Raw genomic sequence first — 21782 nt, forward strand, 5'->3', positions numbered from 1 at the left:
TCCACGCAGGACGGATAAACAATGTTTTTTAATGAACAGATAAAATGAGTCATATAATAAGCGTTTTAAAATTGAAGATCCCCAAAATTAAAATTACGAATGGCTTGCATATCTAACATTTATAAACCATTATCATCACATCAATAACAATTTTTACGCCATGTGCCATTAGAAATAAGAGTCTCCTTATAATATCTCATATTATAAGGAGACGCATAATAACATCACACATCAATGCTTTCCGGAACTCATCTGCAAGGATATAAATATCAGACAGGTTTACGTTACTATCAGGCATATCACCTGAAAATCAGATGAAAACTATAAAGAAATATCTATTATGGTTTTAACATTTGTTGATAAGGATAGTAACATGAACAAGACAAAAGGTGCACTCATCTTCAGCCTTTCATTTTTTCTTGCCGCATGTAGTTCGATTCCGCAAAATATCAAAGGCAATAACCAACCTGATATTCAAAAAAGTTTTGTTGCTGTTCATAACCAACCGAATTTGTATGTTGGCCAACAGGCACGCTTCGGCGGGAAGGTTATCAACGTTATCAACGGTAAAACAGATACGTTGCTAGAAATCGCCGTATTGCCGTTGGATAGCTATGCGAAACCTGACATTGAGGCCAACTATCAAGGGCGACTGCTCGCCAGACAAAGCGGCTTCCTTGACCCAGTGAACTACCGTAACCACTTTGTCACCGTTCTCGGCACTATTCAGGGCGAACAACCTGGATTTATCAATAAAGTCCCATATAACTTCGTTGACGTAAATGTGCAGGGGATTCAGGTATGGCATTTGAGAGAAGTGGTCAATACCACCTACAACTTGTGGGATTACGGCTACGGCGCATTCTGGCCTGAACCCGGCTGGGGCACACCGTACTACACCAATGCAGTTAGCCAGGTAACGCCAGAACTGGTGAAATAATTTGGTTTAAAGATGCAGATATTTTTCAAATATCTGCATCTTCAATAAAATCATTTCTATATAACTATAATTACAAGCCCTGACCTTTTTATTACCTTTGGCGACCTGATTATAAAGTTAATGTTCGCAACGGGAGTCGGTTATGTTTCTTATAATTACCAAAGACACCATGTTTTTCACCGCGATGAAAAATATTATAAGTAAAGGTAATGTCGTTCATATACAGAACGAAAAAGAGATTGACTTAACGTTGCATCAGAATGCCTTAGTAATTATTGATACATTAATGAATAATGTATTCCACTCATCAATGCTCAACAAAATTGAACGCCTGCGGCCTGTTCATGTCATTGTTTTCTCGCCGTTTAATATTAAACGCTGTCTGGGGAAAGTTCCGGTAACCTTTGTCCAGAGAAATATTACGATTATTGACTTCGTCGCGCTGCTCAATGGCAGTTATTGCTCTGTACCAGAAGCGGACGTGTCACTCTCGCGCAAACAGCATCAGGTTCTGAGCTGCATTGCGAATCAAATGACGACAGAAGATATTCTGGGGAAACTCAAAATATCGCTGAAAACATTCTACTGCCATAAACACAATATTATGATGATCCTCAATCTTAAACGGATCAACGAACTGGTACGTCATCAACATATTGATTATCTGGTCTGAAATCTCCAGCTGATATTTATAAAGAGGTCCGGCGACAGCCAGACCTCCGGACAATGACTCGTTATGCAGCAACGCCTTCCTGCGTCAGCGCCGCAATCTGTTTACGCCATTGCGCCTGCTCCTGTTCCCCTTCAGTACGCTGACCATAAAGTTGCGCAATCTGTGTACCATCATGAGCAAACAGTTCCAGGCTGGTTACGTAGCCATCGCTGGTCGGTTTACGGGTAACCCAGGCTTCAGCAATGCTCTCTTCTAATAGATGAAGAGTAAACGTCGGGTTGAAAATATTCAGCCAACCTTTCATTGGCACCACTTTTTCTACCACACCCGTGAAAATCTGTACGCAGCCACGGTTGCCAACAAACACCATGATTTCATTGCCATCCTGCTGTGCAGATTCCAGAATCTGCGCCAGCGCACTACCAGATACTTTGCAGGCCAAATCGTCTGCCACCAGATTGAACGCCTGCTGACGAGTCAGGTTGTGGCGCTTGAGCAACGTAAAAAACTGATGGACATCCGTCATCGCACGCCACTCTTGTTCTACAACACTGGCATCGACATCGGTTTGTGCGGCAGGCGCATCAATCGTTGTTAACTCAAGCGGCGTATTTTCCTCGACGATAAAGCGTGCCAGAAGCTCATTCCATGCCGCCATATCGGTATTGTCGGTAGCATAAACTTTCAGTAACGCATCGCCCTGATGATCAAAAAACTGAATACTCTGACGTTCACCGCGAGCCGTGTTTTCTTTTATATGGAAAACACTGGCCCACTGATTAAGAAACAGTCGCAAATCCAGCGCGCGCGGGTTGAGTATTAATCCGGCATGACCGTTCAAATGCTGGTTTGTGAACGAGCCAACTTGCTCATGGACTGCATATTCATTACGACAAATACATTTGGTTGCACCAACGCTTTCCAGCGCCGCCAGAATTTCACGAATATCGCCGCGCATCCGCCACGCGTCGTGCGTGACGCGCGCAAATGCCAGTTCTGCTTCGCTGATATTCATTAAACCTGCGATGTCACGCGCGTACTTTCCGGGATTTTGTTCTTTTAACTCAAGCCAGCGTGTGTAGTGGTTCATTGTCTCTCTTCCTTCCAGATAAATGCCCCGAAATATCGGGGCTGATGATTACCATTGATAACTCACGAAAATTTTGCCGTTACGCCCATCCTGTGGAATGCCCTGCGGCGACCAGTACTCTTTATCGAAGGCGTTGCCCAACACTAAAGTAGTGGTCATGCCTTTGAGCGCCTGCTGCCCTTGATAACTGACGTAGAAATCATTCACGCCGTAGCCAGGTTGTTTGCTGTAACTGCTGCTGATATGTGTTGAGCGATCGGCAAACGTACCGACCCAACCAACAGAGAAGCCACTGTGAGCGATCGGAATATTCAGGGTGCTGGTAACGGTATCCGGGTTAATGCTGGAGATATATTCCCCGGTATCGGTGTCTTTGCCGCGGGTACGGTTATAGGCCACATCAAGACTAAACAGGTCAGTGGTATATTTCGTCATCACATCCCAGCCCCAGATTTTGGCGTTCGGGACGTTATAAGACATGGTTGTCGCCGCCGCGAAATCGACGGTTGTGGAGATGTAATCCTTCGCTTTGGTATCAAAGTAGCTGGCTTTAAATTCCAGGGCATCATTGGACAACATCAGGTCATCAAAACGCAGCCCAAAGCCGTATTCCTGAGTTTCGTTGGTTTCCGGACGTAAATTCGGGTTTGGCACCCAATAGTTTGTATAGAAGCGACCAATCGAGAAGTGCTTTGAATCGTTGTACATTTCGCCCATCGTCGGCGCGCGGAATGCCTGGGCATATGAACCAAATAACATCAGCCAGTTGGTCGGATTGATAGTCATCCCTGCACGAGACGACCATTTGTCGGCATCAACATCTTTGTAGCCGTCGCTGCTACCGCGATAACTGTCATAGCGGGTTCCGCCAAGCAGGGTAATCGGCAGATCGCGTAAGGTGATTTCATCCTGTAGCCAGCCGGAACTGAAATCAATTTTTGCTTGCGGGAAGCCCGTCGTCGCGCCGCCCGGATGCTGTTCCTGACGATAATACTCACCGCCATACGTCAGCAGGTGAGAGGCAAAACTCTCGGCAAACAGAGTGGAACGGTTCTCCAGTTTGGCACCTTTCGTTGTCTGCTCGCGATACTCACCGGAACTTCCCGTGTTTTGCGCATTAATACGAACTTCCGACCAGTAAACTTTTGCATCAGCATTTAACCAGTCGTTGCCCACTGGAGAGAGCTTATAAGAAAGCTGTGCATCACGTTGAATCGTTGAACGATCAACCATCGGATTACTGCTGTCAGACGCTTCAACGGTCTGCGGATTTTTTGGTTCGCGCGCGTCGTTATTGTAGTAACGCACTAATCCGCTCAGAGCCTGGGCAGAATCAATTTGCCAGGTTCCTTTCGCCAGCATGTTATTAATAGCCTCATCATTCGGCGCGGTTTCGCCATTGCTCTGGCGTAAATCACCACGATCGCGACTGGACCAAGCCACAATACCATCCAGGTTTTCCGTTCGCCCAAACGCGCTCGCGCCTAATCCCAGGCTATGGTCCCCCGTGCCACCGGTGCCAAAAACGCGAAAACCGCTGCTTTGTCCTTCCTGCAATAAATCTTTTGCATCGACCGTATCGTAGGAGATAACCCCACCCAGCGCGCCACTGCCATACAGTAATGCCGAAGGTCCACGGACAATCTCGACACGTTTGATCAGCGCCGGATCGAGGAAAGTCCCATTCAGGTGTCCGGTATCCGTTCCCTGACGAACGCCATCGACAAGAACCAGCACGCCGCGATGGTCATAACCACGCATATTTACATCCTGACCGTTGGTTCGTCCGGTACCATCAAGGGTAATCCCAGGAACATGACGCAGCAGATCGGTGGCTGAAGTCGCCGTTTGGTTTTCAGGAGCGGAAGTGTCGAGGACGCTGACCATCATTGGTGCTTCGAAGGAACTACGGGCATTCCCCGTTGCCGTAACGGTCATGGTTTCAGTAGCAAAAGCAAACGTTGGCAAGGTGGCAGAAACAGCCAAAGCCAACAAACTCAAGCGCAACGAGGTAAATTGAGGACGTGACATAGCGATTCTCCATGAGGAAAATAAAAAATGCTGGCTACCTGGATTAATACCGGGATGGCTGGCGAAAAATAAATTTATTTACAATTCAAAGCGATAATATTCGCCGGGTGAGTTAACAGGCGTTTATATCCGGTGAAATTGCCTGGTATCCCGGACAATTCGCCCTCTTTGTCAGGCAAAGCGATATGCCGCATCTGGAGTGAAGAGCGCTGTGCGCTATCCCTTGCAAAAGCTATTATTTTGTTATCCATATAGTCATATTTTGTTAAATCCAGACGTGATAATGAGAATTATTATCGATCAATTTTTTATGATCAAGCTTTTTTTTAACCGCCATTAACACAATAAACAGGGGGTTATGAAAGCTATCCTGTATCCAGAAAACCATTTTTTTCTTGTGGCAGTCCCCCACGACCTCATAACGAAACGTTGTCGTTAACCGCGATAATTTTCTCTTCTCTTTGCTCTGCAAGCCGCGATATCTCTGAGATCTCAGCTTTTTCCCGCCCTGAAATTTTGTCGGTAACAAGAACGTTAGCTGACGAAGCATCTTGATAAAAATCAAAAATAAATACGCTTGTAACGCCTTGCGTATTGAATCGACGGTTGTATTTCATATATAACTCAAATGATAATCATGATCATTCTCAATTCGATAAGAGTTCTCATATGATGCCAAGGATCACCAACAGGCCGTATCTTTTTTCCCCACTAATGTTATGTATTTCAGCCGTGGCCTCTGTCGCGAAGACTGCGGTAAAACGAAAAAAATTGTTTACGGCAGTACTGGCTCTTAGCTGGGCTTTTAGCGCAACGGCTGCCGAACGCATTGTGGTCGCTGGAGGATCACTGACGGAGCTAATCTACGCGATGGGTGCTGGCGAGCGCGTAGTGGGTGTCGATGAAACGACATCTTATCCACCAGAAACCGCCAAACTGCCGCATATTGGCTACTGGAAACAACTCAGCAGCGAAGGCATTTTGTCACTTCGCCCGGATAGCGTAATTACCTGGCAGGATGCAGGACCGCAAATTGTGCTCGACCAGTTGCGGGCGCAAAAGGTCAACGTCGTCACTCTGCCGCGTGTACCAGCCACCCTTGAGCAGATGTACGCCAACATTCGCCAACTGGCAAAAACGTTACAGGTTCCTGAACAAGGCGAGGCGCTGGTGACACAAATCAGCCAACGCCTGGAGCGAGTACAGCAAAACGTGGCGGCCAAAAAAGCCCCGGTTAAAGCCATGTTTATTCTCTCCGCAGGCGGAAGTGCGCCACAGGTTGCCGGTAAAGGCAGCGTCGCGGACGCCATTCTTTCGCTTGCCGGAGCAGAAAACGTCGCTACCCACCAGCAGTACAAAAGCTACAGCGCGGAATCGCTGATTGCGGCTAACCCTGAAGTGATTGTCGTAACCTCACAAATGGTCGATGGCGATATTAATCGGCTACGTTCTATTGCCGGAATTACCCACACTGCCGCATGGAAAAACCAGCGCATTATCACCGTTGATCAAAACCTGATTCTGGGAATGGGCCCGCGTATTGCTGATGTCGTTGAGTCTTTACACCAGCAACTTTGGCCGCAATAAACGGATTTAAATCAGACGTATGAACATGAAAAACACCCTGGATCTCACGTCTCATTTTGCTTTAGACGGTGACCAGCCATTTAAAGACAGGCGTGCCATGATGCCGTTTCGTGGAGCCATTCCGGTCGCCAAAGAACAACTGGCACAGACCTGGCAAGAGATGATCAGTCAAACAACCTCACCTCGTAAGCGACTGGTTTATCTTCATATTCCTTTTTGCGCGACACACTGCACGTTTTGTGGTTTTTATCAGAATCGTTTTAATGAAGATGCGTGTGCTCATTATACCGATGCCCTGATTCGAGAAATCGAACAGGAGGCAGACAGCGTATTGCATCAGTCCGCGCCCATCCATGCGGTCTATTTCGGTGGCGGTACGCCTTCCGCACTCTCCGCGCGCGATTTGGCAAGAATCATCACCACACTACGAGAGAAATTACCACTGGCACCCGATTGTGAAATCACCATTGAAGGCCGGGTACTGAATTTTGACGCTGAGCGAATCGACGCTTGCCTTGATGCGGGAGCAAACCGCTTCTCAATTGGTATTCAGTCGTTTAACAGCAAAATCCGCAAGAAAATGGCCCGCACCTCGGATGGCCCAACCGCCATTGCGTTTATGGAAAGCCTGGTCAAACGCGACCGTGCTGCGGTGGTCTGTGACCTGCTGTTTGGCCTGCCAGGTCAGGATGCGCAAACCTGGGGAGAAGATCTGGCTATTGCCCGCGATATCGGTCTTGACGGCGTCGACCTCTATGCGCTCAACGTCCTGCCCAACACGCCACTGGGCAAAGCCATGGAAAACGGGCGCACTACCGTGCCCTCTCCGGCGGAACGTCGCGATCTTTACCTGCAAGGGTGTGATTTTATGGACGATGCCGGTTGGCGCTGCATCAGTAACAGCCACTGGGGCCGTACCACACGCGAACGCAATCTCTATAACCTGCTGATAAAACAAGGTGCCGATTGTCTGGCCTTTGGTTCCGGCGCCGGCGGTTCGATTAATGGTTACTCCTGGATGAATGAACGCAATCTGCAGACCTGGCATGAATCCGTCGCGGCAGGCAAAAAACCGCTGATGATGATCATGCGTAACGCTGAACGTAACGCGCAGTGGCGTCATACCTTGCAATCGGGCATTGAAACGGCGCGTGTACCGCTGGACGAACTTACGCCACATGCCGAAAAACTCGCACCATTACTGGCCCAGTGGCACCAAAAAGGCTTAAGCCGCGATGCTTCAACGTGTCTGCGATTGACCAATGAAGGTCGTTTCTGGGCAAGCAACATTTTGCAGTCTCTTAATGAACTGATTCAGGTACTTAATGCGCCAGCAATTGCGCTTGAAAAACCATAACAGGAGTGATTTATGAGCCATGTCTCGTTACAGGAATTTTTGAAAACGGAGCCAGACGGTACGCTGGAGGCGATCGCCGAACAATACAACACCACGCTTCTGGAGGTAGTGAAAAATCTGCCCTCTCCGACTGTTGTGTCAGGCGATAAATTCGATACTGTCTGGGATACCGTCTGTGAATGGGGCAACGTCACCACGCTGGTGCATACTGCCGATGTGATCCTCGAATTTAGCGGCGAACTGCCTTCGGGTTTCCACCGCCACGGCTATTTCAATCTGCGTGGAAAGCACGGCATGTCCGGGCATATCAAAGCAGAAAACTGCACGCATATTGCCTTAATCGAACGTAAATTTATGGGCATGGACACCGCATCCATTCTCTTTTTCAACAAAGAAGGCAGCGCCATGCTGAAAATCTTCCTCGGCAGGGATGACCATCGTCAGCTCCTGAGTGAACAGGTCAACGCCTTCCATGCTCTGGCAGCATCGTTGAAGGAACACGCCTGATGACACCCTGGCTACTCTTTGGTGCGGGCGGAAAAGGTGTGGGCGCCAGAACGCTTGAACTGGCGCTGGCAGAACAACGTCCGGTCGTCGCTATCGTTCGCCGTGCAGACGCTGCGGCTCAACTGGCGCAACAAGGTGTGCAGGTTTTTACTGGCGACGCTTGTGACGCCAGCGTAGTCGCAGCCGCCAGCCGCGCGGCTGGTCCGCAAGCACTTATCATCTCAACAATGGGCGGCGCACAGGATTATCTGGCCCACAGAACGGTGATTGATGAGGCCGAAAAGGCAGGCATCCGTCGCATGATTCTGGTGACTTCTTTGGGATGCGGCGATAGTTGGCCGTTCTTATCGGAGCGGGCAAAAGCCGCGTTTGGTCAGGCGGTGCGCGAAAAGACACTGGCGGAAAGCTGGCTGCAAACCAGCCAGCTAGACTACGCCATTCTCCGCCCTGGCGGTCTGCTTGACGGCGCAGCAACAGGCAAAGCACAACGGATACAAAATCAGGAGTGTCATGGTTTTGTTCACCGTGCCGATGTCGCCGCACACATTCATGAACTGGCAAACGCGCCAGCACTCAACAAGCAGATCTACAGTCTGATTGAACCGGACCTGAAACCGGCGTAATCCCATGCGGCGCAGACTCTCCGCGCCGCAACGTCATAACGGAGTTTTGCGTGCTCAAGGATTCACTCTCTTCCTCCAGGGTCTTTATGGGGCTATCACTATTATTGCTAGCTCTGGTGCTGTTCGGTGCCAGTCAGGGAGCGTTAAAGATCAGTTTTGATGCCCTTTTTGATGAGGAATACCGCGATATCTGGCTCAATATTCGTCTACCACGGGTTTTGCTGGCGGTGCTGGTAGGTGCAGCGTTGGCAACCGCAGGGGTAATTATGCAGGGGCTTTTTCGCAACCCAATGGCTGACCCTGGATTACTTGGCGTCAGTAGCGGTTCGGCATTAATGGTTGGCGTTGCTATTGTGCTGCCCTTCTCCTTCCCCGTGGTGCTGGTGCTTTATGAACAAATGGTGTTTGCCATCGCCGGAAGTTTAGTGGTCTGCACCATCATTTTTCTCATCACGCAGCGCCATCGCGATGGCAGCATGATGCAATTGTTACTCGCCGGTATCGCCATCAATGCCCTGTGCGGCGCAGCGATCGGCATACTGAGCTATATCGGCGATGAGCAACAGCTACGACAACTCACGTTGTGGATGATGGGCAATCTCGGTCAGGCGCAATGGCCAACGTTATTGGTTGCCAGTTCGTTCATTCTGCCCGCCATTATGGCAACAACGTGTCTCGCCGGAACGCTGAATTTGCTGCAACTTGGTGATGAAGAAGCCCATTACCTCGGCGTGAACGTAAAGCGTAAACGCCAACAATTACTGTTGATTAGCTCACTGCTCGTTGGCGCTGCCGTATCGGTAAGCGGCATTATTGGCTTTATAGGCCTGGTGATCCCGCATCTGATTCGCATGACAACCGGAGCAAATCATCGCTGGCTAATTCCTTGCTCTGCCCTTGCCGGAGCCTGCTTATTACTGATGGCAGACACGCTTGCCCGCACACTGGTACAGCCCGCAGAAATGCCTGTAGGATTACTAACCAGCCTGCTTGGCGGTCCGTATTTCATGTGGTTGATTCTGCGCAACCGGAGGATCGCATGATTAGCGCCCGGAACCTGGTTTATAGCCTTCATGGGCGACGCCTGACTGACAATGTCTCGCTGACTTTTCCCGGCGGGGAAATTGTTGCCATTCTCGGTCCTAATGGTGCGGGAAAATCCACGTTGCTTCGCCAACTCACCGGCTATCTTCAACCTGATAGCGGTGAATGCCGGTTATTTAATAAGCCATTAAATGAATGGTCAATTACCGAACTGGCGAAACACCGGGCCGTGATGCGTCAGAATAGCCATATGGCGTTTCCATTCAGCGTACAAGAAGTGATCCAGATGGGGCGCCATCCGCATCGTACCGGTAATCAGGGGGATGAAACGGCACAGATAATGGCGCTATGCGACTGTCAGGCGTTAGCAAACCGCGACTATCGGCAATTATCCGGCGGTGAACAACAGCGTGTGCAATTAGCGCGCCTGCTGGTACAACTTTGGGAAGCAATACCCTCGCCGAAATGGTTATTTCTTGATGAACCAACGTCGGCGCTGGATATTCATCATCAGCAGCATCTGTTTCGTTTATTACGTCAGTTAGTTCGCGAACGGCAATTCAACGTCTGCTGTGTTTTGCACGATCTTAATCTTGCCGCCCGTTATGCCGACCGTGTTGTATTGATGCAAAAAGGAAAGGTTATCGCCAATGGTAAACCGCAGGACGTGTTGACACAGCAGGCGCTGACTATGCTCTACGGCGCGGATATTACTGTATTAAACGCCCCTGCCAATCATTCTCCGCTGATTGTCCTCGATCATTAAACCAACAGGAGTACCGCACTGGTACTCCTGCGAATAAATAACTATATAGATTAGCTAATTGAAACGCCTTTCACCCCTGCCATACCTTTTAATAATCGCAACAGATCTTTTATCGACGTCGCCGCATGAAGCTGAATATCAATAGCAACCACGTCATGATCTTCATTTTCTTGCAACGAAACTAAATCAGTTTTTATTTTTTGTTGTTTAAACCAGTTGAGCATCGACAGCGTATTACCGTTCACCAACGTCAGCTGTAAATGGTAATTCTTGTTCATCAGCCGGAAAGTTAATTGATGGAAGACTTCCAGTACCAACAAGGTCATTACAGAACCGTAAATCCCCAGCTCATACATGCCGCTACCAATCACCATACCGATTGCTGCTGTTACCCAGATATCCGCAGCGGTGGTGAGGCCGACAATATTTTGATTACGAACGAGGATATTACCCGCGCCTATAAAACCGACGCCAGTGACAACCTGAGCGGCAATACGGCTGGGATCAAGCCCGACGTGATCAAGCGCCAGCACATCAGCGAAACCATATTTCGACACAATCATAAACAGGGCGCTACCCATACCGATTAAGACATGTGTACGAAGCCCTGCCCCTTTGCCGCGGATTTGCCTTTCCATGCCAATAGCACCACAGGCAATAGCAGCCAGGATTAGACGAATAATAAATTCTGCAGTCATATAAAAATGCAAAAAGGAGCAGCAAGATGGCTCAACTTGCTACTCCTTTTTGCTTTATTCCTGTTAATTCGGCAGGACATTTGCCAATTTATCTTTGAAGGTATACAAATTTTTCTGCGGATTTTTCTTACAATATTCAATCACTTTAGGAATCTGAGTCAGATCAGTTTCATTTAAGGTTACAGTATCACCACCTTTGTAAACCGTTTCCTCATGCAGCATCCACCATGCAACCGGTGTCATCGCTTTTGGATTCAGGTCAATAAATTCCTGACAAGTCATATCTTTAGCAGATTCATTAGCAGCCAGTGCAGATTGTGCATTAACCAGTGAAAGTGCCGCTACAGCGCCAACGAAAATCATGGCTTTACGTAGAGATGAAATATTCATTTTACAACCCATTCAACAAATAAAGTATATATGAACAGGAGGATTATCTGCTTTAACGCGAGGTATTCCTGCCTGTTCAATATTCAAGGAAATACGATGCAACGCATTCCATGAATTACATATCTTTCTTAATCTTGTCCCATTCGCCTTTAACTTTATCTTTAAAGCTGGCTTGTTTATCCTGAGTACAAGCCTGAACGATAGCTGGGGTTACGGTTGCAATGCCCTGAACATCCATAACCGCATCTTCTGGTTTATCTTTGTTATTCAGTGCTTCAGCAAAACCGACTGCAGTCGGCTGGAAGGATTCGTCCACAGCCAGGAAATCTTCACAGGTCCAGGAGTTGACAGGTTTTTTATTATCAGCTGCTTTTTGTGCATCCGCGGCATTGCTCACAACTGGCAGAAGAAGCAGGCCACCAAGAATTACACCTAATACTTTTTTCATCGTAATATCCTCAACTATAAAGTGAAAGAGCCGTCACGAATCAATTTCGACATTGAGGTTATAACCTGGTTTTTTGGGTATGTCATGTTGAGATAAAATGTCAAAATCAGATATTTTTATTTAAATACAACAAGTTACATTGGTGTCAGACACATTAATTAGGAAATTTTTATTAAATCACATGCATTCCTGGATGCATTTTTGGCATAGATTGATAGCAGGGGTTTTTCTTCTTAAATTTATAGGGTGGTTCTATGTTATATATAGATAAGGCAACAATTTTGAAATTTGACCTGGATATGCTTAAGAAGCATCGGAGAGCAATCCAGTTTATTGCTGTGCTACTGTTTATTGTCGGTTTGCTGTGTATAAGCTTCCCGTTTGTCTCTGGCGATATCCTTAGCACGGTCGTTGGCGCATTATTAATCTGCTCAGGCATTGCGCTTATTGTCGGTTTATTCAGCAACCGGAGTCATAATTTCTGGCCTGTATTATCCGGCTTCCTTGTCGCTGTCGCCTATTTGTTGATCGGCTATTTCTTCATCCGCGCACCAGAACTGGGAATTTTTGCTATTGCGGCGTTTATCGCTGGCTTGTTTTGTGTCGCTGGGGTTATTCGCTTGATGAGCTGGTATCGCCAGCGTTCAATGAAAGGCAGCTGGCTACAACTAGTCATTGGTATCCTGGATATCATCATCGCATGGATATTCCTGGGTGCAACGCCAATGGTTTCTGTAACACTAGTTTCTACACTGGTGGGGATAGAACTAATATTCAGCGCTGCCAGCTTGTTTAGCTTCGCTAGTTTATTCGTTAAAAAATAATCAATATCAGACCGTCGACACAGGATTTCCCACACCGCCTCATAATCACTCATGGTGACTATGAGGCATGTAACACTCTCACTTCATATAGCCACCAGGGCAAAACATAAACCATCGTTGAAATAATTACCGTGCGACTCATTAAACAACTCGCTGAAACCTTTATGGTTTTATAAATTTCACAGCAAATTAGCCATTTCAAACATTATCATGGCTGATATTTTCTGTAGTCAGGTTTAATGTTTAAAAGTGCTGTGGGAAAATGAAATCAAGATTTGGCAAGCATTGGCTCAATAAGAAGGTAATTAATTCAGTTGATGTTAATTTTCCTGAAAAATTAAAAAGAAAGCTGGCAATCCAATTGCCAGCTTAAGTAGAAACAAGGAGACTCGATATTTAAATCGGATTACTTTTTTATTTTAGTTTTATCATTAAGAAATCACAAACTTTAAATTGATAACTTATTCTTGGTGAAAATATGGGAGTTGTTAATTTCTTGTTAGCACTAACAAATTTATAACACCCAGGAATGTTACCTAGGATCAATATATGGAGTGCGTGATGGATAAATCTCAAGTTTTGATTAGTGTTAATAGACGTATTAGTTCACGAAGGGCAACGTTCTTATAGGCGTTTACTATATTGAACAACGAATTCGGACATGGATGTAAATAATGAAAAGGATGACATGTTCGAAACAATAACGGCTAAGGAGCAAGTTATGATTTTTCTCATGACGAAGGATTCTTTTCTTTTACAGGGCTTTTTGCAGTTGAAAGATAATCACGAAATGATAAAAATCAATTCCCTGTCAGAGATAAAAAGCATAGGTAACAAACCATTCAAGGTGATCATTGATACCTATCATAATCATATCCTTGATGAAGAAGCGATTAAGTTTCTTGAGAAGTTAGATGCTGAAAGAATCATTGTTCTGGCACCTTACCACATCAGTAAACTTAAAAGTCAGTCGCCTATCTTTTTTATCAGCCGTAAAGAAAGCATTAAAAACCTGATTGATATTACTTATGGAAAACACTTGCCTCATAAGAATTCTCAATTATGTTTTTCGCATAATCAATTCAAAATTATGCAATTAATCCTTAAGAACAAAAATGAAAGTAATATCACGTCAACACTGAAAATTTCACAGCAGACATTAAAGATCCAGAAATTCAATATTATGTACAAGCTGAAACTTAGACGTATGAGCGACATCGTGACTCTGGGGATCTCTTCTTATTTTTAAGAAGGCGTTGATGTGGCCCAGCGATAAGTGCCTGAAATTGACGGCTGGCATGACGAGGGATGCAAATGCTGACTCCATTACTCCCGGTGATAACCAAAGGAGAAGCAAAAACGAACTTATTCCCCTGGTTTATGTATCCACCAGTAGAAACATTCGTTGCCCGGACGCAGGCAGAGACTGTCAGCAGAACGGCAACATTTTTTTTGCCATCTAAATCACCACATTGGTCACTCGGCCTGCATGCGCCATCACAGGCATACATCCCCATGGCCTGCACTATGCCGCTGGTCTGTAAATCCCTCATGCCTCTCCCCGCACACATTCAAAAAATCCGTAATTTTTCACGAATTTTCAGGGAATAAAATGAACAGAAAAAGAAAACTGTTAATACCGTTGTTATTCTGCGGCGTAATACTCACCGCATGCGACGACAAATCAGCGCAAAATGCTGCCGCCATGACGCCAGAAGTGGGCGTGGTGAAGCTCTCCCCCGGCTCAATCAATGTCATGAGCGAATTGCCTGGCAGAACTGTTCCTTATGAAGTTGCTGAGATTCGCCCGCAGGTGGGTGGCATCATCATTAAACGCAATTTTATCGAGGGCGATAAAGTCAACCAGGGCGATTCGTTGTATCAGATTGACCCTGCGCCCTTGCAGGCAGAGCTGAACTCAGCCAAAGGTTCGCTGGCGAAAGCCCTCTCTACCGCCAGCAATGCCCGCATTACCTTTAATCGCCAGGCATCGTTGCTGAAAACCAACTACGTCAGCCGTCAGGATTACGACACCGCGCGCACCCAGCTGAATGAGGCGGAAGCCAATGTCACCGTTGCTAAAGCGGCTGTTGAGCAGGCGACCATCAATCTGCGATACGCGAATGTCACCTCGCCCATTACGGGCGTCAGCGGGAAATCATCAGTGACCGTCGGCGCACTCGTTACCGCTAACCAGGCGGATTCACTGGTTACCGTACAGCGTCTGGACCCGATTTATGTCGATCTCACGCAGTCAGTGCAGGATTTTTTGCGCATGAAAGAAGAGGTCGCCAGTGGGCAAATCAAACAGGTTCAGGGCAGTACACCAGTACAGCTCAATCTGGAAAATGGTAAACGTTACAGCCAGACCGGTACGCTGAAATTCTCTGACCCGACGGTGGATGAAACCACGGGCTCCGTCACGTTGCGCGCGATTTTCCCCAATCCAAATGGCGACTTACTGCCAGGCATGTACGTCACAGCATTAGTGGATGAAGGTAGTCGCCAGAATGTGTTACTGGTGCCGCAGGAAGGCGTTACCCATAACGCCCAGGGCAAAGCAACGGCGCTCATTCTTGATAAAGATGATGTCGTGCAGTTACGCGAAATTGAGGCCACTAAAGCCATCGGCGACCAGTGGGTCGTCACTTCTGGCTTGCAAGCTGGCGATCGGGTGATCGTTTCCGGTTTGCAACGCATTCGCCCAGGTATCAAAGCACGCGCAATTTCCTCCAGCCAGGAAAACGCCAGCACCGAATCGAAACAATAACGTTGCAGGCTTAAGGGGACTTTCATGGCTAACTATTTTATTGATCGCCCGGTTTTTGCCTGGGTACTTGCCATTATTTTGATGCTCGCAGGCGGGCTGGCGATCATGAACTTACCGGTGGCGCAATATCCGCAGATTGCACCACCGACCATCACCGTTAGCGCCACCTATCCGGGTGCTGATGCGCAAACGGTAGAAGACTCGGTCACTCAGGTGATTGAGCAAAATATGAATGGACTTGATGGCCTGATGTATATGTCATCAACCAGTGATGCGGCGGGTAATGCGTCCATCACACTGACCTTTGAGACAGGAACATCGCCCGATATTGCGCAGGTTCAGGTGCAGAATAAACTGCAACTTGCCATGCCATCACTCCCCGAAGCAGTACAGCAACAAGGGATTAGCGTCAATAAGTCGAGCAGCAATATCCTGATGGTGGCAGCGTTTATCTCTGAAAACGGCAGCCTCAACCAGTACGACATTGCAGACTATGTGGCTTCTAATATTAAAGATCCATTAAGTCGTACCGCAGGTGTCGGTAGCGTGCAGCTCTTTGGTTCAGAGTACGCCATGCGTATCTGGCTGGACCCGCAAAAACTCAATAAATACAACCTTGTTCCTGCCGATGTTATTTCCCAAATCAAGGTACAGAACAACCAGATTTCCGGCGGTCAACTGGGCGGAATGCCACAGGCGGCAGACCAACAACTGAACGCCTCGATCATTGTGCAGACACGTCTGCAAACACCGGAAGAATTTGGCAAAATCCTGCTGAAAGTTCAGCAAGATGGTTCACAAGTGCTGCTGCGCGACGTTGCCCGCGTCGAGCTGGGAGCGGAAGATTATTCCACCGTAGCGCGCTATAACGGCAAACCTGCCGCCGGGATCGCGATCAAACTGGCTACAGGAGCAAACGCGCTCGATACTTCGCGGGCGGTAAAAGCAGAGCTCAACCGTTTATCGGCCTATTTTCCCGCCAGCCTGAAGACGGTTTATCCTTACGACACGACACCATTTATTAAAATTTCAATCCAGGAAGTTTTCAAAACGCTGGTTGAGGCCATCATCCTCGTCTTCCTAGTCATGTATCTGTTTTTACAAAACATTCGCGCTACGATCATCCCGACTATTGCCGTTCCGGTCGTTATTCTCGGCACATTTGCGATTTTGTCGGCGGTCGGTTTTACCATCAACACCCTCACCATGTTCGGGATGGTGCTGGCGATAGGGTTGCTGGTCGATGATGCTATCGTGGTGGTAGAAAACGTCGAGCGCGTGATAGCAGAAGATAAGCTGCCGCCGAAGGAAGCGACGCATAAATCAATGGGGCAAATCCAACGGGCGCTGGTCGGGATTGCCGTTGTGCTTTCCGCGGTGTTTATGCCAATGGCCTTTATGAGCGGCGCGACCGGGGAAATTTACCGTCAGTTCTCCATTACGCTGATCTCCTCCATGTTGCTTTCGGTGTTTGTGGCGATGAGTCTAACGCCTGCCCTTTGCGCCACCATTTTGAAAGCCGTTCCAGAAGGCGGTCACAAACAGAATGCGTTGTTTGTGCGATTTAACCATCTGTTTGAAAAATCAACCCAACACTATACCGACAGTACCCGCTCACTGCTGCGCTGCACGGGTCGTTATATGGTGGTTTACCTGCTGATTTGTGCCGGGATGGCGGTGCTGTTTCTGCGTACACCGACCTCCTTCTTGCCGGAAGAGGATCAGGGGGTATTTATGACCACTGCACAGCTACCATCAGGTTCCACGATGGTTAACACCACTAAAGTGCTGCAGCAGGTGACCGATTACTATCTGACAAAAGAGAAAAATAATGTTCAGTCGGTGTTTACCGTTGGCGGCTTTGGTTTCAGCGGCCAGGGGCAAAACAACGGTCTGGCGTTTATCAGCCTGAAGCCGTGGTCTGAACGCGTCGGCGAAGAAAATTCGGTGACCGCGATTATTCAGCGGGCGATGGTGGCTCTTAGCCGCATCAATAAAGCAGTTATTTTCCCGTTCAACTTACCGGCGGTAGCAGAACTGGGGACAGCGTCAGGTTTTGATATGGAACTACTGGACAACGGTAACCTGGGACATGAAAAGCTGACCCAGGCGAGAAATGAGTTGCTGTCTCTGGCAGCGCAATCGCCTGACCAGGTCACCGGGGTACGCCCGAACGGCCTGGAAGATACACCGATGTTCAAAGTCAACGTCAACGCTGCGAAAGCTGAGGCGATGGGCGTGGAGTTGTCCGATATCAACCAGACCATTTCCACCGCTTTCGGTAGTAGCTACGTGAACGACTTCCTTAACCAGGGACGAGTGAAAAAAGTGTATGTCCAGGCGGGAACACCGTTCCGCATGCTGCCAGATAATATAAACCAATGGTATGTGCGCAACGCCTCCGGCACGATGGCGCCGCTTTCTGCTTATTCTTCAACAGAATGGACCTACGGCTCACCACGTCTGGAACGCTACAACGGTATTCCAGCAATGGAGATTTTAGGGGAAGCGGCGGCAGGAAAAAGTACGGGTGACGCAATGAAATTTATGGCGGATCTGGTCGCAAAACTTCCGACTGGCGTTGGCTATTCATGGACCGGACTGTCATATCAGGAAGCGTTATCTTCCAACCAGGCTCCGGCACTATATGCCATCTCGCTGGTCGTGGTGTTCCTTGCCCTCGCCGCACTTTATGAAAGCTGGTCAATTCCATTCTCAGTAATGCTGGTCGTACCGCTTGGGGTAATTGGCGCGTTACTGGCTACAGACCTGCGCGGCTTAAGCAATGACGTCTACTTCCAGGTTGGTCTGCTGACCACCATTGGGCTTTCCGCCAAGAACGCCATCCTGATTGTCGAGTTTGCGGTTGAGATGATGCAAAAAGAAGGGAAGACACCGATGGAAGCGATTATCGAAGCGGCACGGATGCGCTTACGCCCAATCCTGATGACCTCTCTGGCCTTTATTCTCGGCGTGCTGCCGCTGGTTATCAGTCATGGCGCAGGCTCCGGTGCGCAAAACGCAGTAGGTACAGGCGTTATGGGGGGGATGTTTGCAGCAACGGTGCTGGCGATTTACTTCGTTCCGGTCTTTTTCGTTGTGGTGGAACATCTCTTTGCCCGCTTTAAAAAAGCGTAACGCGTAAACGAGAGTAAGGTTGAGCGTGAGGGTTCAGCCTTACTCTTTCCCGCTAACCACTCGCCACTCAACAGCCAGCTTACCGCCAGGAACATCAGACTCAGTAAACAGCATTGAAAGTAGAACCCGCTCCAACCGTTGGTTATCAATTTAAACAACACGACACTGACCAGAACTCCCGTAATTGTATGAATTGCAAACTTAATAATCCTGAACATGCCGCGTCTTTTCCTCCTGAAAATACGTTTACTGTTTTGCAAACTGCGAAAGCAAACTTGCCGGTGACCCGGCAGAGTTAATGAGGAAAGATTTTCACATGAAGTGTGAGGGAGATCCTGACCGACTTTCGAATGAGAAATCCAGTCAGTTAAAGGTCCCAGTTGACTGTTGCGCAAACTGGTGCGGTGTTACGCCATAGTACTGGCGGAAAGTATTAATAAAGTACGACGTACTGCTATAGCCACATTTTTCTGCGACCATCGGCAGCGGGATTTGTCGTAACTCGAGTAATCGTCTGGCCATCGACATTCGCGAGGCCAACAATATTTTACTGAAGCAGGTATTTTCATCCTGCAATTTTTTCTTGATTAGGCTTTCACTGGTATACATTTTTTCGGCGATATCACGCAGATACCAACGTTTGGCTATATCACAGCCAATAATGCGTTCAACTTTACCTGAAACGGTACTAATGCTATTAAAAAGGAAAGGAATAAGTTCTTTATTTCGTGAAAACATCGAAAGGCAGGAAAAGTAAAGCATATTACTTAATGTCCTCGACGCAATATCTTCTTGAGCAAAACTATCAAATATCGCAGTGACCAGCGGCATTGGTGGTGTTGGGTTAACTAGCAACCGTTTTTTACCATGCAGCCCTAAACACCGCCCCGAAAGACGGATATTGTGCAAGTAATAGCTAATGATCCTTTCATCGATATCTAGTCTGCGGGCATAGGATTCATCAAAAGGAAAACTCTCCACCATATTTTTGTCCATCAAAAGAATACTCTCTTTTTGCAAATAGAGTTTCTGCTGCTCATGATAAATATCAAATGAACGGCGGGTGAGGATCACTGAGCAAACGTGTGTCATGACAAGCCCTTATATTCCATTACTACAACCATTACAATTTCAGTATACAAATGAAATGATGTATGACTCCTGTAAAAAGCCAAAACTGCCAAAATTGGTAGGACCAAAAAGTAATCACATACATAAGCGCATATATCAGTTAAGCCATAAAAAGTAAATGCATGCGTGATATATCTTAAATTTGTGTATAGCTTATGTTTATAAAAAATTGGCTGATCTTATCTCCAGCAAAAGTTATATTTAACCCACTGAGAGCACAAAGTTTCCCGTGCCAACATGGAGTGTTATAACGGCTTATTAGTCTGGAGACGGCAGACTATCCTCTTCCCGGTCCCCTATGCCGGGTTTTTTTTATCTTCAAAAAGCAATTATAACCTTACTATCCTTTCAGGGTGACAACACTTTTCTGCTACACAAATATCCATCATCAGAGGGTTATCACACCCTCTTTCAGCTATTCGTTCATGATACTCTGTCGGTGTCATGCCATAATAATTGCGAAAAACATAAATAAAATACGACACACTGTTATAGCCACACGACACGGCCACTCGCTTTATAGAAAAGCCATGTATTACAATGAGTTGTAACGCTCTTCGCATTCTACATTCGGTAAGCAATTGCGAATAAGACGTCTCTTCTTCACGTAATTTTTTCTTTAACAAACTAGGACTCATCAATAACTCGCTGGCTATTTTCGCCAATGACCATTCATGAGCGATATTACGGTTAATAACCGTACAAACCCGCGTTCGCATATTGGGCTGTAGGATATTCATGAGTAGCGCTATAAACTGTTCATCTTCAAGAAAAACCGACAATATCGCGAATATTAATGCCCTGTTACGTAAGACCTCACCATAGCGGAGATTTTTACTCTGTGAAAGCTGCACAACTTCCTGAAAAACAGGGATATCTCGGGTACAGTGATGCACAATTAACGAAGGAACTTTTTTACAGGCATGAAGAGTTAATGCCTCCTCCTTGAGCATCGGGAGAAATAATGAGAGTGTTTCCTTAGTGACAAAGACGACGTTCTCTGCACATTCATCAACTAAAATCTGGTTTGCATCCGCAAAAACCAAATCACCACCGTTAAAACAGCGATATTCACCATTCTGCATGGTGAGAATATATTTATGCTTTGCGTACGCAATTAAACAAGTTCCATGTAGTGATTGCATCATTAATACACTATAACAGAAACGTATTATTGTATTTAATGTAGCACGCCAACACCCTAAGTCAAATCGCGACTTAAATAAAGCTTAAACGATAAAAAAAGAGTAGCATCCTAAGTGGTTAGAAGCATTGTTCCGGGTCACTTATTTTTCAATCTGTTAGAGAAAAAAATAAGCAATAATAACGAATATGAATAATAACTGATGCATTCTATTGTAATTTGCACAAGATTTAATTTACATTGCAAATTATTCAATTATATGAATTTCCCAAAAAACAAAAAAATGATCAGAATTAGCATCCTGATCATTACGCCACTGCTCTTATTTATAGGATATATTTCTTTACCATGAATGAATTACACCCGCATGCTCCTGGCATGCAGGTGACATTCTGTTATCAGGTATGTTTAAAGCTGTTCTGCTGGGCAATACCCTGCAGTTTCGGGTGATCGCTGAGGTATTTCAGGGAGGCTTTGTAGTCTTCCAGCAACAGTTCAGCGAAGTCCATTTCGAAGCCACGGCGGCACATAATGCGCATTACCACGATGTCGGTGGCTTCACCGCCGAGAGTAAATGCCGGAACCTGCCAGCCGCGCAGACGCAGACGTTCAGAGAGGTCA

The 21782-nt window shown here is 46.9% G+C and carries 20 protein-coding genes and 2 pseudogenes; 12 read left to right on the top strand and 10 right to left on the bottom strand.

Going from position 1 to position 21782, the window contains the following annotated elements; genetic code table 11:
* The first annotated feature begins 373 nt into the window (after window positions 1-373).
* Both slp and D9736_RS16710 read left to right on the top strand, forming a co-directional pair.
* The gene (gene slp / locus D9736_RS16705; RefSeq protein WP_130217824.1) at window positions 374-940 is read left to right on the top strand and encodes an outer membrane lipoprotein Slp; all 567 of its coding nucleotides are present in this window, start codon (window positions 374-376) and stop codon (window positions 938-940) included.
* Between the two features lie 142 nt (window positions 941-1082).
* The gene (locus tag D9736_RS16710) at window positions 1083-1613 is read left to right on the top strand and encodes a LuxR C-terminal-related transcriptional regulator (RefSeq protein ID WP_130217826.1); all 531 of its coding nucleotides are present in this window, start codon (window positions 1083-1085) and stop codon (window positions 1611-1613) included.
* A gap of 61 nt (window positions 1614-1674) precedes the next feature.
* On the opposite strand, the gene chuS is transcribed toward D9736_RS16710, so the two are convergent.
* From chuS to D9736_RS23390, 3 genes are all read right to left on the bottom strand, one after another.
* Window positions 1675-2703 (bottom strand): hematinate-forming heme oxygenase ChuS, encoded by a 1029-nt coding sequence (gene chuS, locus D9736_RS16715; RefSeq protein WP_130258754.1) that lies wholly within the window; start codon window positions 2701-2703, stop codon window positions 1675-1677.
* A 48-nt stretch (window positions 2704-2751) separates the two neighbouring features.
* Window positions 2752-4734, bottom strand: coding sequence for a TonB-dependent heme/hemoglobin receptor ChuA/ShuA (chuA, locus tag D9736_RS16720; RefSeq protein ID WP_130221299.1), 1983 nt, complete (start codon window positions 4732-4734; stop codon window positions 2752-2754).
* Window positions 4735-5150: 416 nt separating this feature from the next.
* Window positions 5151-5351 (bottom strand): hypothetical protein, encoded by a 201-nt coding sequence (locus D9736_RS23390; protein ID WP_165383169.1) that lies wholly within the window; start codon window positions 5349-5351, stop codon window positions 5151-5153.
* A 55-nt stretch (window positions 5352-5406) separates the two neighbouring features.
* Here D9736_RS23390 and shuT point away from each other — a divergent pair, with 55 nt between their 5' ends.
* From shuT to D9736_RS16755, 6 genes are read left to right on the top strand one after another with little or no spacing between them, the layout of a single operon-like run.
* Window positions 5407-6321 (top strand): heme ABC transporter substrate-binding protein ShuT, encoded by a 915-nt coding sequence (gene shuT / locus D9736_RS16730; protein WP_130258768.1) that lies wholly within the window; start codon window positions 5407-5409, stop codon window positions 6319-6321.
* Between the two features lie 19 nt (window positions 6322-6340).
* Window positions 6341-7678: a heme anaerobic degradation radical SAM methyltransferase ChuW/HutW gene (gene hutW / locus D9736_RS16735; RefSeq protein WP_130258755.1), complete on the top strand. Its 1338-nt coding sequence runs from the start codon at window positions 6341-6343 to the stop codon at window positions 7676-7678.
* Between the two features lie 12 nt (window positions 7679-7690).
* Complete coding sequence (gene hutX / locus D9736_RS16740; protein WP_021550030.1) at window positions 7691-8185, top strand: heme utilization cystosolic carrier protein HutX; 495 nt, start codon at window positions 7691-7693, stop codon at window positions 8183-8185.
* Window positions 8185-8808 carry an anaerobilin reductase gene (gene chuY, locus D9736_RS16745; RefSeq protein ID WP_130258756.1) on the top strand — a complete coding sequence of 208 codons (624 nt, stop codon included), beginning with the start codon at window positions 8185-8187 and terminating at the stop codon, window positions 8806-8808. Before hutX ends, chuY begins: the two co-directional genes overlap by 1 nt.
* A 50-nt stretch (window positions 8809-8858) precedes the next feature.
* Window positions 8859-9851: a heme ABC transporter permease ShuU/ChuU gene (shuU, locus tag D9736_RS16750; protein WP_217355974.1), complete on the top strand. Its 993-nt coding sequence runs from the start codon at window positions 8859-8861 to the stop codon at window positions 9849-9851.
* The gene (locus tag D9736_RS16755; protein WP_130258757.1) at window positions 9848-10618 is read left to right on the top strand and encodes a heme ABC transporter ATP-binding protein; all 771 of its coding nucleotides are present in this window, start codon (window positions 9848-9850) and stop codon (window positions 10616-10618) included. Before shuU ends, D9736_RS16755 begins: the two co-directional genes overlap by 4 nt.
* Window positions 10619-10668: 50 nt before the next feature.
* Here the strand turns inward: D9736_RS16755 and D9736_RS16760 are convergent, their stop codons facing one another.
* The 3 genes from D9736_RS16760 to hdeA all read right to left on the bottom strand — a co-directional run bounded on the left by D9736_RS16760 (window position 10669) and on the right by hdeA (window position 12154).
* Window positions 10669-11316, bottom strand: coding sequence for an MgtC/SapB family protein (locus D9736_RS16760; RefSeq protein ID WP_130258758.1), 648 nt, complete (start codon window positions 11314-11316; stop codon window positions 10669-10671).
* A gap of 63 nt (window positions 11317-11379) precedes the next feature.
* Complete coding sequence (gene hdeB, locus D9736_RS16765; protein WP_130209187.1) at window positions 11380-11706, bottom strand: acid-activated periplasmic chaperone HdeB; 327 nt, start codon at window positions 11704-11706, stop codon at window positions 11380-11382.
* A 115-nt stretch (window positions 11707-11821) separates the two neighbouring features.
* Window positions 11822-12154: an acid-activated periplasmic chaperone HdeA gene (hdeA, locus tag D9736_RS16770; protein ID WP_130209189.1), complete on the bottom strand. Its 333-nt coding sequence runs from the start codon at window positions 12152-12154 to the stop codon at window positions 11822-11824.
* A gap of 254 nt (window positions 12155-12408) precedes the next feature.
* Here hdeA and hdeD point away from each other — a divergent pair, with 254 nt between their 5' ends.
* Both hdeD and gadE read left to right on the top strand, forming a co-directional pair.
* Window positions 12409-12978 (top strand): acid-resistance protein HdeD, encoded by a 570-nt coding sequence (hdeD, locus tag D9736_RS16775; RefSeq protein ID WP_130221293.1) that lies wholly within the window; start codon window positions 12409-12411, stop codon window positions 12976-12978.
* A gap of 721 nt (window positions 12979-13699) precedes the next feature.
* Window positions 13700-14227 carry an acid resistance transcriptional activator GadE gene (gene gadE / locus D9736_RS16780; RefSeq protein WP_064527778.1) on the top strand — a complete coding sequence of 176 codons (528 nt, stop codon included), beginning with the start codon at window positions 13700-13702 and terminating at the stop codon, window positions 14225-14227.
* 19 nt (window positions 14228-14246) lie between these two features.
* Here the strand turns inward: gadE and D9736_RS23850 are convergent.
* Window positions 14247-14531, bottom strand: a pseudogene (locus tag D9736_RS23850) (hypothetical protein); the annotation flags it as partial.
* A gap of 107 nt (window positions 14532-14638) precedes the next feature.
* Between D9736_RS23850 and mdtE the strand changes: the two are divergent.
* A complete protein-coding gene (gene mdtE / locus D9736_RS16790) occupies window positions 14639-15748 on the top strand; it encodes a multidrug transporter subunit MdtE (protein ID WP_346471935.1) in 1110 nt (369 codons plus the stop codon).
* A 24-nt stretch (window positions 15749-15772) separates the two neighbouring features.
* Window positions 15773-18886, top strand: coding sequence for a multidrug efflux pump RND permease MdtF (gene mdtF, locus D9736_RS16795; protein ID WP_130258760.1), 3114 nt, complete (start codon window positions 15773-15775; stop codon window positions 18884-18886).
* A 363-nt stretch (window positions 18887-19249) separates the two neighbouring features.
* Here mdtF and gadW read toward each other — a convergent pair whose 3' ends face one another.
* The 3 genes and pseudogenes from gadW to D9736_RS16810 form a co-directional block, all read right to left on the bottom strand.
* Window positions 19250-19978, bottom strand: coding sequence for an acid resistance transcriptional activator GadW (gadW, locus tag D9736_RS16800; RefSeq protein WP_130217846.1), 729 nt, complete (start codon window positions 19976-19978; stop codon window positions 19250-19252).
* 368 nt (window positions 19979-20346) lie between these two features.
* Window positions 20347-21162 (bottom strand): DNA-binding transcriptional regulator GadX, encoded by an 816-nt coding sequence (gene gadX / locus D9736_RS16805; protein ID WP_130258770.1) that lies wholly within the window; start codon window positions 21160-21162, stop codon window positions 20347-20349.
* 397 nt (window positions 21163-21559) lie between these two features.
* Window positions 21560-21782, bottom strand: a pseudogene (locus tag D9736_RS16810) (glutamate decarboxylase); the annotation flags it as partial.

Source organism: Escherichia sp. E10V10, from assembly GCF_004211985.1.
In the GTDB taxonomy this organism is placed as follows: Bacteria; Pseudomonadota; Gammaproteobacteria; order Enterobacterales; family Enterobacteriaceae; genus Escherichia.

What these genes read in the sequence shown, in the direction of transcription:
- slp (WP_130217824.1), top strand. Translation starts at nt 374, where the DNA reads ATGAACAAGACAAAAGGTGCACTCATCTTCAGCCTTTCATTTTTTCTT.
- D9736_RS16710 (WP_130217826.1), top strand. Translation starts at nt 1,083, where the DNA reads ATGTTTCTTATAATTACCAAAGACACCATGTTTTTCACCGCGATGAAA.
- chuS (WP_130258754.1), bottom strand. Translation starts at nt 2,703, where the DNA reads ATGAACCACTACACACGCTGGCTTGAGTTAAAAGAACAAAATCCCGGA.
- chuA (WP_130221299.1), bottom strand. Translation starts at nt 4,734, where the DNA reads ATGTCACGTCCTCAATTTACCTCGTTGCGCTTGAGTTTGTTGGCTTTG.
- D9736_RS23390 (WP_165383169.1), bottom strand. Translation starts at nt 5,351, where the DNA reads ATGAAATACAACCGTCGATTCAATACGCAAGGCGTTACAAGCGTATTT.
- shuT (WP_130258768.1), top strand. Translation starts at nt 5,407, where the DNA reads ATGCCAAGGATCACCAACAGGCCGTATCTTTTTTCCCCACTAATGTTA.
- hutW (WP_130258755.1), top strand. Translation starts at nt 6,341, where the DNA reads ATGAACATGAAAAACACCCTGGATCTCACGTCTCATTTTGCTTTAGAC.
- hutX (WP_021550030.1), top strand. Translation starts at nt 7,691, where the DNA reads ATGAGCCATGTCTCGTTACAGGAATTTTTGAAAACGGAGCCAGACGGT.
- chuY (WP_130258756.1), top strand. Translation starts at nt 8,185, where the DNA reads ATGACACCCTGGCTACTCTTTGGTGCGGGCGGAAAAGGTGTGGGCGCC.
- D9736_RS16755 (WP_130258757.1), top strand. Translation starts at nt 9,848, where the DNA reads ATGATTAGCGCCCGGAACCTGGTTTATAGCCTTCATGGGCGACGCCTG.
- D9736_RS16760 (WP_130258758.1), bottom strand. Translation starts at nt 11,316, where the DNA reads ATGACTGCAGAATTTATTATTCGTCTAATCCTGGCTGCTATTGCCTGT.
- hdeB (WP_130209187.1), bottom strand. Translation starts at nt 11,706, where the DNA reads ATGAATATTTCATCTCTACGTAAAGCCATGATTTTCGTTGGCGCTGTA.
- hdeA (WP_130209189.1), bottom strand. Translation starts at nt 12,154, where the DNA reads ATGAAAAAAGTATTAGGTGTAATTCTTGGTGGCCTGCTTCTTCTGCCA.
- hdeD (WP_130221293.1), top strand. Translation starts at nt 12,409, where the DNA reads ATGTTATATATAGATAAGGCAACAATTTTGAAATTTGACCTGGATATG.
- gadE (WP_064527778.1), top strand. Translation starts at nt 13,700, where the DNA reads ATGATTTTTCTCATGACGAAGGATTCTTTTCTTTTACAGGGCTTTTTG.
- mdtF (WP_130258760.1), top strand. Translation starts at nt 15,773, where the DNA reads ATGGCTAACTATTTTATTGATCGCCCGGTTTTTGCCTGGGTACTTGCC.
- gadW (WP_130217846.1), bottom strand. Translation starts at nt 19,978, where the DNA reads ATGACACACGTTTGCTCAGTGATCCTCACCCGCCGTTCATTTGATATT.
- gadX (WP_130258770.1), bottom strand. Translation starts at nt 21,162, where the DNA reads ATGCAATCACTACATGGAACTTGTTTAATTGCGTACGCAAAGCATAAA.